The following is a 17,052-nucleotide window of genomic DNA, read 5'->3' as shown; positions in this document are numbered from 1 at the left end:
ACGGTGGTATCTGCAACGGTGCGGACGCGATGAGGTGCGATATGTCCAGTATCGAGGATTTCACAGCGGCGATTCAGCTGGCGCTCGACCAGATCGACGAAGCCAAGAACGCCGTCGCCGCCGCCATCACGGTGGGGGAGTCCACTGTCGGGACCCTGCAGGGTGCGTCGGCCTACGGCCGAGCGTCGATCACCGAGGGTGCCCGCAGCGGACTGGAGAACGTCTTGGGCGAACTCGTCAACGCCCACACGAACACCGCGACTCACTACGGCAGCGCGCTGTCGGCTCAGGAATTACTCGGCGCCGGACCGACCGTGGCGGTTCGGCCCCCGGGATCCGTGGCCGAGATACCCGCCCAACGCTCCGGCCCGGTCCGGCGGCAACCCACGGCGGAGCTCCGTCCGCCGAACTCTCGTCATTTCATCGGCCGTATCTCGGCCTCTCGCAGGACCAAGGGGCGCAACACGGTGGTCATGTCGTCGGTCGACGTCGATGCCGATCTCGCGGCGATCAACCGTGGCGAAGGCTCGTGGGATCCCGCCGGAAACGGCTGGGAGGTGAACGGGCGTCGGTACGGCGTGAAACCCGACGGCGTGAGTTTCCCGATGAGCGGGCCGGGGGTCGTCGAATTGGACCGGGGTGAGTACCGAGCCCTGCAGGGAGTCATGGACGCCGGCGGAGACATGACCAAAGTGGATGTCAAGTTGACGCGCGATCCGTCCATCACGACCGCCATGTGGGACAAGGCACTGAGTCTTCACCGGGAACACCGGTCGACCGTTCAAAGGACGGAAATCCATGGCATTTGACATCTACTTCGACAGCCGGACGACCCCCTCCGCCATAGGGGGCTGCTTGTCGCGGGAATTGGGTGTGGACGAATCCGCCGTCTTCGTCGGGACCGGCGACGAACTCTCCGCCGCGCTCGACGCCGATGCCGACGTGGAGTATCCGTACGCCTGGCTCTACACGTCTGACGCGCCCGGGGAGGAGTTCGGCTGCGTCCTTCAGGCGCGCGCCGAACTGCCCGACTTGGCCGGGGTCGTCGACGTGACGACGCTGGCCGCCGTTCTGTGTCACCGCGTGGGCACCCGCGCGCTGGTCGAGGTTGACGCCAATGTGGACCTGTGGTTGCTGGTGACCGCCGACGGTTGGTATGGTCCCGTGCTCGTCGACGGCGAGGCCTTCGGTGAGGAGGACGCCCTGGTGATCTCGGCTGCGGTGCGCCCGGTGCCCTCGGAGCCGAACATCCCCGTGTACGTCGCGGGCGGGGGCGAGGCACCCGGGTGGCTCGCGAAGGCGCCCGCGCCGGGGCGCGTCGATGTGGAGGGGATCCTCGGGAACGGTGACGGTGACGGAGCCGGCTGAGGCAGCATTCGTCGAAAGTGGTCTATCGGTGGTGTCCGGGGGTCCGGTCAGTCGGAGTCGGGGGTGTCGTCGGTGGACTCGGGTTCCTCGTCGAGCGAGTCGAGGACCTTCAGCACCTGATCGACGCAGTCCCACAGGGTGTCGCGGGCGCCGTAGTATTCGCGGACTCGAATGTCGAGCATCATGAGGCGATGCCGCAGCGCGGTGCTCGTCCCGAGATAGGGCTCGCACGCCTCCAGGGTCGCGGTGATGAGCTCTTCGGCCGTCGGCACGGGTTGTGGCGCCGGTGAACAGCCGGGATGCGGTGGCAGGCCGCGACGGTTGATAGGCATCGGCTGGACTCCTTCGCGCGAGGCGGGTGACACAGCGCACGATACCCTGTGTCACTGGACAATGGCGACCGTCGCGTTCGGGTGCGGTGGCGTCGATTTGGGTCGGTGGGGCCGGTACGCGAACGCCCCGCCGAGGCGGGGCGCCGCGAGTTCGCGAGCTCAGGCGAGCGCGGCGTCCAGGGTGATCGTCGTGCCCGTGAGCGCCTTGCTGACGGGGCAGTTGGCCTTCGCGCCTTCGGCGGCGTCGGTGAACTCCTCGCTCGTGAGGCCCGGAACGGTCCCGCGGACGGTGATGTGGATACCGGTGATGGAGCCGGCGACGGGGTCGAAACTGACGTCCGCGCGGGTCTGGAGCGTCTGCGGAGGTTTCCCGGCCTTCGCGAGGCTTCCGGACAACGCCATCGAGAAGCATGAGGAGTGGGCGGCGGCGATGAGTTCTTCGGGGCTGGTCTTGCCGCCGGCCTCCTGGGACCTCGCCGCCCAACTGACGTCGGTGTCGCCCAGATCCGATGATTCGAAGTGGACGATGCCTTTGCCGTGGGCGAGGTCGCCTTCCCAGTTGGTGCTCGCGGTACGGACGGTGGCCATGTTCGAGGCTCCCTCTGTCGTATGGGCGGCCCGGTGCCCAGGCCGGTCGATCCTCCGGCAGGGTAGCACTCCGTTATGGATTGACGACGTTTCGTCGTGGGCTTGCGGCGGGGTGTCGCGGGTAACCCGACAGGGCGCCGCCGGTGGCTCATCTCACAGCGGTGGTTCATGTCATGCCGCCGCGCGGTCAAAAAAGCGCGCTTTGGGGCGGCTTCGAGTGGGCAAACCGTACACGTTTTTTGTAGGGTTTGACTCATGCCGACATAGAACAACTGAACGGAAGGCGATTCGATGATCCATTTTGATCAAGAGAGTCGCCGTGCGCTGTCTGCCCGTGTCGGCTGGAACGTGAAGCGAGTACTGCTCGCCATCATGTTCGCTTCGGTGTTCATCGGCGTCGGATTGCACTCGGGCGACGGCCACGTCGCCGGAACTCCGGGGGAGACCGCACAGGCAAGGGTGTCCGATCACCTGACCGCGGTCGAAGTCCTGTGGGGGGAGAACCTGGCCGACGCCGCCGGGACTTCCGGGCTGCTGCATGAGGCGCCGATTCATCCCCGGTCGTTCATCGTCGCCGATCCGCGCATGGGGCCGTCGGGACTCGGGCACCTCGTCGTGCCGGTCCTCGCCGTCATCGCGGTATTCCTCGGCACCGTTCGAGCCGTCTCCTTGGAAATGCCGGTACTACCCGTTCGCCGGTGGAAAGGCCGTGCGCGCGGGGTTCCACTGCATCGCGGACCACCGGTTCCGGCGTAACGATCTTCGGCATTGATCCCTCGATCCCCTGACGGCTTTTCATCAGTGCGGCGGAACGTGTTGTACGACGCGCGTTGACGCGCGACCTGGCCAGGAGCTCAGCAGCAGACGTCCCCGCGCGCCGTCCGCGCGGTGGTTGTTCGTCGACTGAATCAAACCGGTGCCGTTCTCAGGCATCGGGAGCCTCGACACATCGTTTTACCGCGACTTCACGTCCTTGTCACCGCTTGGCGCGGGCATCGGCGGTTAGGTCGTCATTCGTGTGTGGCGAATTGGGATCGAAATGTCTCGATCGTTTTCGGATTGATCGCGTTCTCTTTCTCGGCCGCCCGTTCGGGCGGGAGGGAGCAGTCCGTACGCCCCGCGTGAGGCCCATTGGCGCCCGGCGCGACTAAAGACTTGGAGTCCCTATGGCAGTACTTGCCACATTCATATTCGTCGCTACATTCGCGCTCATCGTCTCCGAGCGCGTCAATCGCGTCGTCGCGGTGATGATCGGTGTCGCCGCCATGGCGATGGTTGGCATCGTCAATTCAGAGACGGCGTTCTTCTCGGCGCACACCGGTGTCGATTGGGAAGTCATATTCCTGCTGTTCGGCATGATGATCATTGTCAGCGTCGCCAAACAGACCGGCCTGTTCGAATACCTCGCCATCTGGGCGGCGCGACAGAGCGGCGGCCGTCCGGTTCGGTTGATGGTGTTGCTCATTCTCGTGACCGCGCTCGTCGGCGCGTTCCTCGACAGTGTCACCGTGCTGCTGCTCGTGGCCCCCGTGACGTTCTCCGTGTGTCAACGTCTGGGATTGAAGCCGATTCCGTTCATTCTGGCGGAGGTCTTCGCCGCCAACATCGGTGGAACGGCCACGCTCATCGGCGACCCGCCGAACATCATGATCGGCACCCGCGCGGGCCTTGGTTTCATGGACTTCCTGATCAACCTCGCGCCGATCACCGTGGTCCTGCTCGGTGTTCTGATCGTTCTGTGCCGCATCATGTTCCGTTCGGTGTTCGTCGAGGACCCGGTACGCGCGGCGGCCATCATGCAGCTCGATCCCCTCGACCAGATCAAGGACAGGCGCAGGGCCGTCTACTCCATCGCCGTGATCGGTCTCGTCGTCGTCGGTTTCACCCTCCACACCGTCTTGCACGTCGACCCCGCGATCGTCGCGATGCTCGGCGCCGGCCTCATCATCGCGGTGAACCGCAGCACCGTCGCGGAGTTCCTGGAGGAGGTCGAGTGGGACACCCTTGTGTTCTTCATGGGGCTCTTCGTTCTCGTCGGCGGTCTCGTGCACGTCGGAGTCATCGACGTGATCGGTAAGGCGGCCATCGACGCGGTCGGTGACGAGTACCTGCTCGCCGCCGGTGGGCTGATGGCCGGGGCGTCGACGATCGGCGCGATCATCGACACCATCCCGTTCACCGCCACCATGATGCCCATTGTGGAGGGATTTGTGGCGACGATTCCGGACGAGGCGACCGGGACGGCGCTGTGGTGGGCGCTCGCGCTCGGGGCCGACCTCGGCGGCAACGCCACCGCGGTCGGCGCCAGTGCCAACGTCGTCGCCATCGGCGTCGCCAAGCGGGAGGGTCACCCGATCAGCTTCTGGCACTTCACGAAGTACGGCATCATCGTCACCGCCGTGACGGTACCGATCGCGTTCGTCTATGTCTGGCTGAGGTACTTCATGTAACCGACGCCGTCACGCTCGTCACTGGTTCACCCGGCGCCGGGATCGATCCCGGCGCCGGGTGAGCCCGGTCGTCGTCAAAGTCCCGAGTGCTCGGTCAGCCGCCGACGTCCGTCCGGTTCGCGCACGGTGGCCCGAGTCGCGTCCAGGTGTTCCAGCAGTGGGATCGCGACGCGGCGGCTCGTGTCGAGCGCGCGGCAGCAATCCGAGACGGAGAACGGTTCGTCGATGGTCCGCAGGATCGCGACCGCCCGTGCCGGAGCGTCGGGCAGCAGGTAGATCCCGTCGCCACCCCACAGCGCCGCCGCCCGCACCGCGTGGGCGAGGAGCTGGTGGGTGGCGCCGAGCTCGGTGATGCGGCGGGCCGTCGGCGCGTGGAACGGAACGGACGCGGCCAACTCGGTCAACTCCGCGATGACGGCGAGGGCTCCCGGTGCCAGCGTCGGGCGACGCGGGTCGTGGACTCGTCCGTCGCGGATGACGAGCGTCCGTGCGGTCAGCACGGCGACGAGGGCGTCATCGGGTAGGTCGAGGATTCGGGCCGCCTCCGCTGGCGGCAGGCCGGGTTCGCTCGGGCGCGCGCGATCGTGGTCCGTGACGGCGGCGGCGAGGGCCGATTCGAGATGGCGGGCGTGCTTCGGGTCGAGAAGCCACTGTCCATATTCGATTGCCTCCTCGGGCGGCGGCGCGCCCATCGCGACGAGGTCGGCGCGGCGGGCGATGCCGCGTCGGCGAAGCAGGTCACCGGGGCGCGCGGTCGAGCGGAGCGTCTCCGCCCACGCGGCGGCCGATCCTCGACGTCGCAGCGGTGGGGGCTCCACTTCGAGCACCGTCACCGGAAGGAAGGTCCGTCGTCCGGTGTCGCGGATGAGCAGTCGATCGCCGAGCCGCAACGGAAGCGGCGTCGCGAACGTGAGCCTGTGCAGGTCGTCGGCGAGGCGGCGAGCGCGTGCCGGGATCGCGGCGGTGCCACAGTGGAGCATCACGTCGACGGGGAGTCGTTCGGCGTCGACGACGCGGACGTCGATCGTCGTGGTCCGCCACGAGCCGCCCGCTTCGACGAGGGCGAATCCACGACCGACACGCGAGAGTGGAGTCCGCCGCAGATTCACGGCGACCCGTGCCGGGCCCGATATCGACTCGACGGCCCGCCCGAGGCACTGCAGGCCCCGAATCGAGGTCTCCTCGCCGGTACCCGACACGACGAGCGTCATTCCGCAATGGAGAGTTCCCTCCGAGAGGGTGCCCGTGACGACCGTCCCGGCGCCCGACATGCTGAACGCCCTGTCGATCCACAATCGAACCGGCGCGGCGTCGTCGGCCGACGGCATGTTCGTCACGAGGCCGTCGAGCAGCGCGCGCAGTCTGTCGATTCCCGCACCCGTCCGGGCGCTGACCGGGACGGCCTCGACAGCGCCGAGACTCGTGCGCCGAACGCGGCCGACGGCGTCCCGCAGGACCGGACCGGGATCGCGCAGATCGCTTCGCGTCACGGCGATGAGTCCGTGTCGCACGCCGAACGCGTCGATCGCCGCCAGATGCTCCTCGGACTGCGCCTCCCAGCCGCCGTCCGCCGCGACCACGAGAAGGACGGCCGGGGCCGTCGCGATCCCGCTGAGCGTGTTGGAGATGAACCGGTGGTGACCCGGGACGTCGACGAAGGCGAGCTCGCCGCCGGGCAGTCGCGTGGACGCGAAGCCGAGGTCCACTGTCAGGCCGCGGCGCCTCTCCTCCGGCAGCCGGTCCGGGTCCCGGCCCGTCAACGTTTGGACCAGTGTGGACTTCCCGTGGTTGACGTGGCCGGCCGTCGCGATGACGCGCATCGACTACTCCGTGACGGCGGCGGCGACCGCCGAGATCAGCGCCGCGTCATCGGTGCCGGGGACGGCCCGCAGGTCGAGAAGCAGGCGCCCCTCGTGAACCCTGCCGACGACGGCGGGTCGGCCGCTTCGCAGAGCCGCGACCAGGTGCGCCGACACCGCCACCGCCGTGCTCGGGAGCGACACCTCGGGCGCCCCACCGCCGCCGACGCGCGCCGTCGAGTCGACGAGGTCCGCTCGGATCCCCTTGTCCGCCAAGGCCTTGACGATCAGGGTCGCGCGCTTCCGCAGCGTCGCCACCGGGGTCGACAGCGCCACTTCGACCGGGGAGGGCCCGCCGACCAGGGTCGCCTCGAGCGCGGCGAGCGTGAGTTTGTCGACGCGGAGCGCCCGTGCGAGCGGATGCCGCCGCAACCTGTCGACGAGGTCGGCCCGGCCGAGGAGGAGCCCCGCCTGCGGGCCGCCGAGCAGCTTGTCGGCGCTCGCCGTCACGAGGTCCGCGCCGTCGTCGAGGGAGGTGGTCGCGTCGGGTTCGTTCGGGAACGCCGCGTTGGGCCTCAACAGGCCGGAACCGATGTCGTGGACGACGGGCGGTCCGAGCGTGGCGAGTTCGCGGATCGACGTCGTCCCGACGAAGCCCGTCTGTGTGAAGTTCGACGGGTGCACCTTGAGGATGAACCCGGTGCCCGGTCCGATGACGTCCGCGTAGTCGGAGAGCCTGGTTCGATTCGTCGTGCCGACCTCCCGCAACCGCGCCCCGGTGGATTCGAGCAGGTCTGGAAGCCGGAATCCGTCACCGATCTCGACGAGTTCGCCTCGGCTGATGACGATGTCGCCTCGGCCCGCGAGCGCCGTCGCCGCGAGGACGAGCGCCGCCGCGTTGTTGTTCGTGATGTGGACGCCTTGCGCGGCGGGGACGGCGGCGGCCACCGCCGCCAGGGTCGACGCGCCACGGGGAGCGCGTCGTCCGGTGCCGAGGTCGAACTCGACGTCCGTGTAGCCCGATGCCGCGAGGACGGCGTCGCGGGTGGCGGAGGACAGGGGCGCCCGGCCGAGGTTGGTGTGGACGATGACCCCGGTCGCGTTGATGACCGGCCGAGAGCGGGCGGCGGTGGCGGGCAGGGCGTCGATGACGGCGCCGATCGCCGCCTCGGGCGCGAGCTCGCCACGGCGAACACGGTCGAGGGCGGCCGTCACGGTGGCCCGCACGAGGTTCCGCCCGAGGCGCTCGATCGCCTCGTCCACGGCCGGGTCGGCCAGCACCGCGTCGGTGCGGGGCACTCGTCGTCGTTGGTCATCCACTATGGCTCCTTTGTGGGCGGCATGTGGGCTCGATCGCGGTATTCTCGTGCGCTGACGACGAACGGCGCCGCTGGTGGCGGCCTCGACCGCGGGTTCATGACGGGCATTCTACGGCCGGACGAACGGGTGGTCGATCGGCGCGGCACCGTAGTCCACATGGGTTGCTCGGCGATGTCCGCGGAAGCGCTTGCGGGCCGGGCGAACCCGTCGGCGACCCCCGGGGTCGAGCGGTTATCGTCGGCTTCCCGCGTCGCGTCCGCCGGTTCCTGACGGGCATCATGGCGGAGGCGTACGGGAATCGAACCCGCCCAGCCGAGGGACTCGGCCACATCGGTTTTGAAGACCGTGAGGGCCACCAGGCACCTGCCCGCCTCCAAGGAGAAGTCTATGACCGAGCCCGAGACGACGAGCGCGCGGACGCGGTTGACGCAGTTCGCGCACGGTGGCGGTTGCGCGTGCAAGATCCCGCCGGGGGAGCTGGAGGCCCTGGTGGCCGGGCTGACCGCCCGCGTCGGACCGCCACGGGATCCGGCGGCGCCGCTCCTGGTCGGTCTGGACGGCGGCGGCGACGACGCGGCGGTCGTCTCGATCGACGCCGACCGCGCGGTCGTCACGACCGCCGACTTCTTCACGCCGGTGGTCGACGACGCCTTCGACTGGGGGCGCATCGCCGCGACCAACGCCCTGTCGGACGTGTACGCGATGGGCGGTGTCCCGATCGCGGCGGTCAATCTGCTCGGGTGGCCGCGTGACGTCCTCCCGTTCGAACTCGCGGCCGAGGTGCTGCGCGGCGGCATGGAGGTCGGTCACGGGGCTGGCTGTCACGTCGCGGGTGGTCACAGTGTCGACGACCCCGAGCCGAAGTACGGCATGTCGGTGGTGGGTCTCGTTCGTCCTGATCGGATGTTGCGCGCGGACGCCGCCGCGCCGGGCGTGCCCCTCACCTTGACCAAGCCCCTCGGCGTGGGTGTGCTCAACACCCGGCACAAGTCGACGGGAACCGTGTTCCCGGAAGCGATCGCGACGATGACGACCCTCAATCGGGACGCGTCGGCCGCCGCGGTCGAGGCGGGAATCCGCGCCGCCACCGACGTGACGGGTTTCGGTCTGCTCGGGCACCTGTACAAGCTGGTGCGGGCCTCGGGGGTGACCGCGGTCCTCGATCGAGCGGCCGTCCCATACCTCGACGGCGCGCGGCGCGCGGCCGAGGACGGCTTCGTCAGCGGCGGCAGTAGACGGAATCTCGACTGGGTGGCACCTCGCGTCGAATTCGGTTCCGCGTCGGAGCTTGACCGGTTGCTGTTGGCGGACGCGCAGACCTCGGGGGGCCTGTTGTTGGCCGGGGAGATTCCAGGGCACCCCGTCATCGGGGAGCTGCGTCCTCGCGGTGAGCACGCCATCGTGATCCGGTGACGGTCCAATTTGTCTTAATAATTGAGATTTGTCAATGTATTGACAGTCACGGACGGCGCAGATATCTTGCACTGACGACTTCGCGTGCGAAGGAAACCTCCACCCCCCCATCGGAGTACGTAGCATGGCCGAGCCATCCACAGTGACACATCGAGCCCTCGACGGTGTCGCGTACACCCTCAGCGGCGACCTCGATCTGACCCGACCCGCGACGTCCGTCGCCGAAGTCGTGGCGGCGGGTCGCGTCCACGAGTTCACGATGGGGATCGACAGCCTCGGCGACGACCTCGCCGCCGCGCTCGGCATCGACGAGTTCGACTCGGAACTGTCCTTCAACGACGGGGTCCTCCGCACCGCCGTCACCACCGAGTACGACCCGCAGACCCAGCTCGTCGAGCATCCCCTTCTGGTCGTCTGGCAGGGAAAGCACCACTGCCTGGTGACCCGTCTGTACCGCGCGTCCGTCTCGGACGCCCTGGGGCTCCTGCGAACCCTCGGCATCCGCGAGGAGGCCGACGGTCTGTCGCTGACGCCCGACGCCTCAGCGGGCACCGTCTTCGCCGGCCCCGCCACGATCATCAAGGAAGTTCCCCGGCTCGGGCTGCTGGAGATGGCCGCGCCCACCGCCGAACAGACCGCGCAACTGCCGCCGTGGAAGGGCGTACCGGTCTCCGGCGGGGAGCTGTACCGCGACACCCTCGCGGACGGCCGCCCCTTCTTCGTCCTGTCCACCCAGGAAGTGTGGGCCACGCTCGTGCCGTTGGCGGACGCCGAGGCCGACGACGTCCCCACCCTCGCCGAGCGCCTGACCCTCCGCCTGGCCGAGTGATGACCGTCCTCATCGGATCCGTGACGGCGCTCGTCGCGCTCGTCGCGTCCCTGATCGGCGCGGCATCGCACCTGGTCGCCCCGTCGGCGCTTCCGGACGCCCTGCGCGCCCACCAGGTCGTGCCGTCCAAACTCATCGCGCCGGTCGCGATCGTCGTCCCGCTCGCCGAACTCGTGGTCGGCGCGGTCGGCGTCGTAGCCCTCGCAATCGGCGCGACGACGCTCGCGGCCGTGGCGCTCGGCATCGCGGCCGTGCTGTTCGCCGCCTACGCGGCCTACATTCAGTACGCGTTGACGACCGGACGCTCCGGCCCCTGCGGCTGTTCGCGCTCCGAGGCTCCGATGGACGGTTGGGTCGTCGTCCGGGCGGGCGTGTTCGCCGCGTGCGCGCTCGTTGGCGCCCTGTCGTCCGGCGCGGTCGTGCCGTCGGCGGCCGACCCCGCCTCGTGGACCGTGATCCTCGCGGCCTCGGCGACGTTCGTGATCCTGTTGTGGCTACTGCCGACCGCGATGCGCGAACCGGCGACCGGAGGTGTTTCCCGATGGACTTCGTGACGAGCGCGCTGATCGTGTCGTGGGTGGCCATCCTGTTGTTGGCGTTGGTCGTGTCGGGACTCATCCGACAGGTCCACCAATTGTCCAAAGGGGTCATTCAGCAGCCGTTGCGGGCCGGTATCCAGCCCGGAGCGACCGCGCCCGACGTCACCGAACTGCTCGACGGCGGCGGCGTACTGCTGTTCCTGAGCCCCGGCTGCCGCAGTTGTGCCGAGGCGCTCGACGAGACGGCGACGTGGCTCGCGACCACCGACGGCACCCCGAGGGCGCGGGCCGTCTACTCCGGACCCGCCCCGGCGGACACGCCCGTTCCCGCGATCGGCGACCGGGCCGACCTCTTCGAGCGGTACGACGCGATCGCCACACCCTTCGCCGTCGTGATCGACGACGCCGGTGTGGTCGTCCGCTCCGAACCGGTCGGATCACGCTCCGCCGCCCGCGATCTTCTGACATCCATGCAGCCCAGTCCCTCGAGGAGCTCGTCATGACCGCTCTTGACCGGATACCGCCGTTGCGCCGATCGGGCGCGTCGAACCGGGGTTCACATCCCACGGCGCTGACCCCGAGTCGACCCGTCGTCTACGCGATGCCGCGACGCCGCCTGTTCCAGGCCGCGACCGCCGTGAGCTTCGCCGCGATCGGGGTGTTCCCCGCCGCGCGTGCCGCCTACGCCGACGGATACGACATCTACACGGGACCATGCCCGTCCTACGCCGTCGACCACGACTGCTCGCCGGGTTGTGGACCGAGCACGATCTTCGCCGGCTCGTGCGAGACCTCCGGTGAGCACGTGGGCTTCCACCGCAACGACGGCGTGACGTGGACCCTTCGCCCGAACCAGTGTTACTCCGGCAGCTACGACGGTTGGCTGTGGAAGTACAACGACGCGTGCGGCGCGTGCGCGTGCAGTGTGGAGCGTCGCTGTCACGACGGCTATCGCAACACCGGGTCCGGCTGGGTCCGGTCGATCTGCCGGTGGAACACCGAATGCGGCTGCGCCAGCACGGTCGCGTGGCCGACGATCCAGTTCGGTGACAACGGCGCCGACGTGTACGCCGTCCAGCACCTGCTGATCCACCGCGATGCCGCGATCGAGGCCGACGGCGCGTTCGGGCCGGCGACCGAGGGCGCGGTGCAGGCCTTCCAGGAGAGCGTCGCCATCGAGGCCACCGGCATCGTCAACGCGGGCACCTGGGCACGGCTCGTGGTCGTCGCGCGCAGCGGCGACAACGGACACGTCGTGCACGCCGTTCAGCGCGAGCTCAACAAGCACGGTCACAAGCTCACCGTCGACGGCGCCTTCGGGGCGCTCACCAAGGCCGCGGTGTCGGACTTCCAGCGGCAGAGCAAACTGACCGTCGACGGTATCGTCGGCCAGAACACCTGGCGCACGCTCACCGGCGGTGCCGTCTGAGCGAGGACGCCACAGGGGTCGGTCCACTGCGGAGGTGGTCCACGGACCCGCTGTGGCCGACCCTCGCGATGGCCGCCGGGTCCGTCGCGGCGGCGTGGTACGCCCCCGTACTGACCTGGGCGATCGTCGGCGGCTTGGCCGGGTATTCGCTCTCGGGCTCCGTTTGAACGCGTAACAGCGCGTTCGCGCTGGCCACGCCAGGTTGGCGGGCCGTCCAACGACGCACGGCGGCACTCGCCGTGTTCACGACCGGGCTCCTGCTCGGCGGCACCCTCACCGCGTCGGTGTTGTGGTTGCTGTCCGGGTTGACCAGCCCGATACCGGCCGTCGGTCGGCATGCCGTGATCGTCGCGGCCGCGGTGGTGTTCGCGCTGCGGGACGCCGGTCTCGTCCGGTTCCCCATGCCGCAGAACGCCCGGCAGGTTCCACAGGACGTACTCCAGCGGAACCTCCTTCGCGGATCACTCCAGTTCGGCTTCGAGCTCGGAACGGGAGTGCGGACGTACGTCTCGGCGAGCGCCGCCTACGTCCTCGCGCTCGGACTGCTCGTGTCGGGAGTGGACTATCCGATCGCGTTGGCGGCCGGCCTCGGCTTCGGAGCCGGACGGGCCGCGACACCGCTCATGCGGGTGGCCTCCGGGGACGGTGTCGGCTGGGACGCCCGACTGATCGGTCGGCTCCGCTTCATCACCATCGGGACCTGCCTCGTCCTCGCCGCCACCTTCGCGATTCTGCTGTTCGCCGCGTGAGCCTGAGCCTGAACCGGGGCGCGCTCGGCCGTCCGGGTGAGTAGGCTCGGCCGGTGCCCGCGACGATCCCCTCCCACCAGGCCGCCGTACTACCGATCAAACTCGCCTGGCCACGGCGCGTTGACGGCATTGCCCTCGTCGTCGGTTCGGCGGCGCCGGACCTCGCCTACGCCTTCTATCCATGGTGGCCCTTCGGATCGACGCACGATCTGGGGTCGCTCCTGTGGTGGTCGGCGCCCGTGGCCGCTGCCCTCGCCCTGCTCGTCCGGTACGTCGCGCTGCCGCACGCGGCCCTCTGTCTGCCGGATCTCGGACGCTGGCATGTGCGCGACTACGCCACCAGCGCCGACGTTCCGTTCCGGCCCGCGATCACCGTCGCCTCCGCGCTCCTCGGCGCGGCGACCCACGTCGGTTGGGACTACTTCACCCACCCCGGAGACCTGACACAGTGGATTCCGGGGCTGTTGGCGGCCTCTCCCCTCGGGCCGCCCTGGTACAAGGTCCTGCAATACGGCGGCGGCGCGCTCGGGTTGATCGTGACACTGTGGTGTGTCACGCACATCGGGCGCCATCGTCTCCTGCTCCGTTGGCACGGAACGGTTCCCGGCCCTGCCCAATACCCGACGCTGTGGTGGACGGTCGCTCTCGGCGTCGCGGCTCCACTGGCGGTGTCCGCCGTGACGGCGCGAGACGCCGAATACCCGCACATACTCGTGAATCGTGGACTCTGGATCGCGATGGTGGCGTCCGTCGTCGCGGGCGCCGTCGTCGCGGTGCGGCGGCGTCGACCACGGTCGGTGTCCAGCGCACGAGTGGTCGTGAACCCGTCGAGGTGAGCCGGACGAGCGTCCCGGTGACGATTCTGACGGGAAGCCCGCGGAAGGCGTGGCGGAGTCGGGGGAGAACCCGTGTCGTTCCCGGGTCTTCCTCGAAGACCTTCGTCCGCGCTACGACAGCCGCGCGTCGTCCTCCGCCGCGAGACGGCGGCCATTGCGGAACGCGAGCACGGTCACGAGTACGCCGACGAGTGCGATGAGGACCCCGATCCCGGTGATGACGAGCGGTCGATCGACGCGATGAGTCGGGTGAATCCGGCGCGGCGGCCCGTCGCGTCGGTCGTGAACTGGTCGGCCCAGATCTCCGTGTGCGGCCCGATCGCCAGCAGGACACCGACGATGGCCATCCCGATCCCGAAGTAGAAGTTGCCGGTCGGGTCGTCATCGTCTTCGTCGACGGGGTTGTGTTGGGGCACGTTGGTCATGGCTGTTCCTGTGGGGGTGAGGTGTCGACGTCGGGCCCGGCGGCCCGTGGTGGAGCCGGGCGGCGAATCATCGTCGTCCATTCCGTTTCGGACTCCGTCGGCGGTCCCCGGTCGTGTGATGCGCGGTTACGGCAGTCGCGTGGCGAGAAGGTCGACGAGGCCCCCGTAGCTCTCGTCGACGTCCTCGCCAAGCTGAAACGCTCCCGCGGCCTGGAGCGTCGCGAAACCGTGGGCGGTCGCGCGGACTCCCCGGATCAGGTGAACGGCGTCGGCGCCGGTGACACCGCTCCCCCGAGCGAGCGCGTACAGCACCCCGAGCAGGCGCTCGCTCGCCGCCTGCCAGTCGGCGTTGTCGATGACGTGCTGCGGCATGGCCGCGTAGCGATGCGGGTGCTCGATCACGTAGTGGCGGTACGCCAACATGAACGCCCGCAACGCCTCCGCGCCGCTGTGTCCGATCACGGCCGTGGTGACGCGATCGGTCAGTTGTTCCAGGACGCGGATACCGACGAGCAGGCGAAGTTCCGGGAGTCCACCGACGTGCTTGTACAGGGAGGGTGTCGCGACCCCGACGCGCTTGGCGACGGCGGCCAGCGTCAGCGCATGGGGGCCTTCGTCGTCGATGACGTCGATGGCGGTGCCCAGCACCGATTCCGGGGTGAGACCCGCGCGGGCCATCTCAGTGTCCCTTCAGGAACGCGAGGGTCGCGGCGATGGTGTCCTCGGCGTTGTCGACGTGCGGGTAGTGGCCCGAGCCCGCCATGACGGTGACGGTGGCGGCCCCTCCCAGTTCATCGCCGATGCGGTGGGCTTCACCGGTCGGGTCGGCGAAGTCACCGTCCGTGTCGCCCATGACGATCAGGGCGGGAGCCGTGACGGCGCCGAGTCGCGCGGGGGCGTCGCCGGGGAGCGCGTCGAGTGTCTTTCGCACCGTGTTGATCCGGCCGGGGCGACGCAGGGACGCCTTCAGGTCGCGCAGGTACTGGGCGAAGTCGTCCGGCTTGGCTCCGGGATAGAGGGACTTGTAGTACATCGTCCACAGAGTCGGGTTACTGGTGACCGCCTTGGCGGCGAGCCCCATGATCCCGCTCGGCTTGTCGTGCCGGACGGCCGGGCCGATCATGACCAGAGCGGACACGAGCTCGGGCGAGTCGACTGCCAGGTGCGCGATCGAACCGGCCGCGAAGGAGTGGCCGATGACGACGGCCGGACCGCCGAGTTCCCGGATCAGCGCCGCCAGGTCGCCCGCCGTTGCGATCGTGCCGTATCGGGACCAGACGACGCTCGAATCGCCCGCGCCTCGCAGGTCGATCGTCGCGACGCGGTACCCGGCCTCGGCGAGGGCGGGGACGAGAAGGCGGTAGGTCTGGCGGGTGTCCCCCAGGCCGTGCGCGCACACGACGAGTCGGCCGTCTGCCGGGCCGGAGATCTCGTAGGTGAGGGTTCCTTCGTCTCGGGTCAATGTTCGGGTGGTCATGTCTACTCCTCGGCTATTTGTGATAGCCACAAAGCTAATGCCATTAGCTTTTGAATGCAAGGCCGATTCATTGTGATGCCCGACACTCCATGTAGCGCCGCCCCGCCGCGTCGATTTGGTGATCGACGACCCTCGAAATCCATCGGGAGGACGCTTTCGCGGCCGGTCCGCCGCCGTCAGCCGAGGATCACGAACACGCACGCGCCGATGAAGACGACCTGGAGTACGGCGCGTAGCGGCAGTGGCATCGTCTTGATACCGCGCCCCGGTCCGGCCTCGTACATGTTCGCCGGGAACATCACGACCATTAGCACGGCGAGACACGCGGCGGCGAGACGGGTGGTCACGGGAATCAGCAGACCGATCGCGCCCGCCAGTTCAAGCACCCCGGTCACGGTGACGACGGCCGGTGCGTTCGGAATCCGGGGCGGGACCATCGCGATCAGCTCCTTCCGAAGCGGCTGAACGAAATGCGCGATCGTGGTGAGGACGAACATCGCCGCGAGGCCGAGCTGAACGGCATGCGGCCACGAGTCGAGCCAGTCGAACGCTCCGAGCCGGCCGACGAGTCGGGCCAGCGCCGTCACGGCGACGAGGGCGATCAGGGGTGCCATCGAACGATCTCCTTAAATTCATGGATCTTGACGATGGAAAGATTAGCGACGCGCCCTGAACTTGTCAATGACTAGTTATTTGGGGCACAATCCTGGAATGCCGAAAGACGTGTACCACCACGGAGACCTGAGGGCCGCGCTCCTGGCCGCGACCGCCGAACAGATCGCCATCAACGGGGTGGACTCCGTCTCGCTACGGGATTTGGCGCGGCGGGTCGGTGTGTCGCACGCCGCCCCGGCGCACCACTTCGGGGATCGGCGCGGACTGCTGACCGAACTGGCCGTCGAAGGCTTCGACCTGTTGGCGGCCGAACTCGAAGCAGCGTCCGCCGATCTTCGGGAGGCCGCCCTGGCCTACGTGCGGTTCGCTTTGCGACATCCGGGGCACTTCAGCGTCATGTTCCGGCGCGACCTGTTGAAAGTGGACGACTCGCGGTTGGTCGAGTCCCGGAACCGGTCGGGCTCGGTGCTCGAAGCGGGCATCGCGGGAACCCTGCCGGAGGAGTTGACGCCACAACGGAGGCGCGACGCGCAGCTCGCGGCATGGTCCCTCGTCCACGGCTTCGCCTCTCTGTGGCTCGAAGGCGCGCTGGAGGCTTCGGAGCTCGCGGGGGACACCCCTCCCGAGGAGCTCGCTCGTCGAATGGTCCGCACTGTCCTTTTCGAATAGTCCGTACCTCGACTTGTCGTCCGGAGACGACTCGAGGGTGGGAGCCACCGCTCCCACCCTCGTCCCATCGCTCGACTCGTCACTGCCGGTGCGGCGGATAACCTTGCGGCCCCGCCTGAGGGAAGCCCTGCGGCCCAGGCTGTTGCGGGAATCCCGGTGCGCCGGCCGGCGGATGCGGGAACCTCTGCTGTGCCGGGGGCGGGGGGAAGCCGGG

At 68.9% G+C, this 17,052-nt stretch carries 20 protein-coding genes and 1 tRNA gene; 12 read left to right on the top strand and 9 right to left on the bottom strand.

Annotated elements, in window-relative coordinates; translation table 11 throughout:
* Positions 1–41: 41 nt before the first annotated feature.
* Together ACM9NP_RS03950 and ACM9NP_RS03945 are read left to right on the top strand one after the other, a co-directional pair.
* Positions 42–809, top strand: a complete 768-nt coding sequence (locus ACM9NP_RS03950) for a hypothetical protein (RefSeq protein ID WP_415645185.1) — start codon at positions 42–44, stop codon at positions 807–809.
* Positions 799–1,368, top strand: a complete 570-nt coding sequence (locus ACM9NP_RS03945; protein WP_415645184.1) for a hypothetical protein — start codon at positions 799–801, stop codon at positions 1,366–1,368. The genes ACM9NP_RS03950 and ACM9NP_RS03945 overlap by 11 nt, the downstream gene beginning before the upstream one ends.
* Before the next feature lie 47 nt (positions 1,369–1,415).
* Here the strand turns inward: ACM9NP_RS03945 and ACM9NP_RS03940 are convergent, their stop codons facing one another.
* Both ACM9NP_RS03940 and ACM9NP_RS03935 read right to left on the bottom strand, forming a co-directional pair.
* A complete protein-coding gene (locus ACM9NP_RS03940) occupies positions 1,416–1,700 on the bottom strand; it encodes a hypothetical protein (RefSeq protein ID WP_415645183.1) in 285 nt (94 codons plus the stop codon).
* Between the two features lie 159 nt (positions 1,701–1,859).
* Positions 1,860–2,288: an OsmC family peroxiredoxin gene (locus ACM9NP_RS03935; RefSeq protein ID WP_415645182.1), complete on the bottom strand. Its 429-nt coding sequence runs from the start codon at positions 2,286–2,288 to the stop codon at positions 1,860–1,862.
* A 291-nt stretch (positions 2,289–2,579) separates the two neighbouring features.
* On the opposite strand from ACM9NP_RS03935, the gene ACM9NP_RS03930 reads away from it, so the two are divergent.
* Together ACM9NP_RS03930 and ACM9NP_RS03925 are read left to right on the top strand one after the other, a co-directional pair.
* The gene (locus ACM9NP_RS03930; protein ID WP_415645181.1) at positions 2,580–3,044 is read left to right on the top strand and encodes a hypothetical protein; all 465 of its coding nucleotides are present in this window, start codon (positions 2,580–2,582) and stop codon (positions 3,042–3,044) included.
* Between the two features lie 410 nt (positions 3,045–3,454).
* A complete protein-coding gene (locus ACM9NP_RS03925) occupies positions 3,455–4,738 on the top strand; it encodes an ArsB/NhaD family transporter (RefSeq protein ID WP_415645180.1) in 1,284 nt (427 codons plus the stop codon).
* A 74-nt stretch (positions 4,739–4,812) separates the two neighbouring features.
* Here the strand turns inward: ACM9NP_RS03925 and ACM9NP_RS03920 are convergent, their stop codons facing one another.
* The 3 genes from ACM9NP_RS03920 to ACM9NP_RS03910 form a co-directional block, all read right to left on the bottom strand.
* Positions 4,813–6,558: a SelB domain-containing protein gene (locus ACM9NP_RS03920; protein ID WP_415645179.1), complete on the bottom strand. Its 1,746-nt coding sequence runs from the start codon at positions 6,556–6,558 to the stop codon at positions 4,813–4,815.
* Between the two features lie 3 nt (positions 6,559–6,561).
* A complete protein-coding gene (selA, locus tag ACM9NP_RS03915; protein WP_415645178.1) occupies positions 6,562–7,857 on the bottom strand; it encodes an L-seryl-tRNA(Sec) selenium transferase in 1,296 nt (431 codons plus the stop codon).
* Positions 7,858–8,136: 279 nt separating this feature from the next.
* A tRNA-Sec gene (locus tag ACM9NP_RS03910) sits at positions 8,137–8,232 on the bottom strand.
* Positions 8,233–8,244: 12 nt separating this feature from the next.
* Between ACM9NP_RS03910 and selD the strand changes: the two genes are divergently transcribed.
* The 7 genes from selD (at position 8,245) to ACM9NP_RS03875 (ending at position 13,652) form a co-directional block, all read left to right on the top strand.
* Positions 8,245–9,270, top strand: a complete 1,026-nt coding sequence (gene selD / locus ACM9NP_RS03905) for a selenide, water dikinase SelD (protein ID WP_415645177.1) — start codon at positions 8,245–8,247, stop codon at positions 9,268–9,270.
* 124 nt (positions 9,271–9,394) lie between these two features.
* Positions 9,395–10,099, top strand: coding sequence for a hypothetical protein (locus ACM9NP_RS03900; RefSeq protein ID WP_415645176.1), 705 nt, complete (start codon positions 9,395–9,397; stop codon positions 10,097–10,099).
* Entirely contained in the window at positions 10,099–10,653 is a 555-nt protein-coding gene (locus tag ACM9NP_RS03895) for a MauE/DoxX family redox-associated membrane protein (RefSeq protein ID WP_415645175.1), read from the top strand. The genes ACM9NP_RS03900 and ACM9NP_RS03895 overlap by 1 nt, the downstream gene beginning before the upstream one ends.
* Entirely contained in the window at positions 10,641–11,141 is a 501-nt protein-coding gene (locus ACM9NP_RS03890) for a hypothetical protein (RefSeq protein WP_415645174.1), read from the top strand. Before ACM9NP_RS03895 ends, ACM9NP_RS03890 begins: the two co-directional genes overlap by 13 nt.
* Positions 11,138–12,067 (top strand): peptidoglycan-binding domain-containing protein, encoded by a 930-nt coding sequence (locus ACM9NP_RS03885; protein WP_415645173.1) that lies wholly within the window; start codon positions 11,138–11,140, stop codon positions 12,065–12,067. The genes ACM9NP_RS03890 and ACM9NP_RS03885 overlap by 4 nt, the downstream gene beginning before the upstream one ends.
* A gap of 239 nt (positions 12,068–12,306) precedes the next feature.
* Positions 12,307–12,816: a hypothetical protein gene (locus ACM9NP_RS03880; protein ID WP_415645172.1), complete on the top strand. Its 510-nt coding sequence runs from the start codon at positions 12,307–12,309 to the stop codon at positions 12,814–12,816.
* A gap of 53 nt (positions 12,817–12,869) precedes the next feature.
* Positions 12,870–13,652, top strand: coding sequence for a DUF4184 family protein (locus ACM9NP_RS03875; protein WP_415645171.1), 783 nt, complete (start codon positions 12,870–12,872; stop codon positions 13,650–13,652).
* Between the two features lie 173 nt (positions 13,653–13,825).
* Here ACM9NP_RS03875 and ACM9NP_RS03870 read toward each other — a convergent pair whose 3' ends face one another.
* The 4 genes from ACM9NP_RS03870 to ACM9NP_RS03855 form a co-directional block, all read right to left on the bottom strand.
* A complete protein-coding gene (locus ACM9NP_RS03870) occupies positions 13,826–14,077 on the bottom strand; it encodes a hypothetical protein (protein ID WP_415645170.1) in 252 nt (83 codons plus the stop codon).
* 126 nt (positions 14,078–14,203) lie between these two features.
* Positions 14,204–14,755, bottom strand: a complete 552-nt coding sequence (locus ACM9NP_RS03865; RefSeq protein ID WP_415645169.1) for a TetR/AcrR family transcriptional regulator — start codon at positions 14,753–14,755, stop codon at positions 14,204–14,206.
* 1 nt (position 14,756) lies between these two features.
* A complete protein-coding gene (locus ACM9NP_RS03860) occupies positions 14,757–15,554 on the bottom strand; it encodes an alpha/beta fold hydrolase (protein ID WP_415645168.1) in 798 nt (265 codons plus the stop codon).
* Between the two features lie 176 nt (positions 15,555–15,730).
* Complete coding sequence (locus ACM9NP_RS03855; RefSeq protein ID WP_415645167.1) at positions 15,731–16,168, bottom strand: DoxX family protein; 438 nt, start codon at positions 16,166–16,168, stop codon at positions 15,731–15,733.
* A gap of 97 nt (positions 16,169–16,265) precedes the next feature.
* Between ACM9NP_RS03855 and ACM9NP_RS03850 the strand changes: the two genes are divergently transcribed.
* On the top strand, positions 16,266–16,838 hold the full coding sequence (locus tag ACM9NP_RS03850; protein ID WP_415645166.1) for a TetR/AcrR family transcriptional regulator: 573 nt from the start codon (positions 16,266–16,268) through the stop codon (positions 16,836–16,838).
* Positions 16,839–17,052: the final 214 nt, after the last annotated feature.

The sequence above is a fragment of the Stackebrandtia soli genome (assembly GCF_965137155.1).
GTDB lineage: Bacteria > Actinomycetota > Actinomycetes > Mycobacteriales > Micromonosporaceae > Stackebrandtia > Stackebrandtia soli.
Note: the sequence above shows the minus strand (reverse complement) of the source record. Positions and strands in the feature narration are given on the sequence as shown.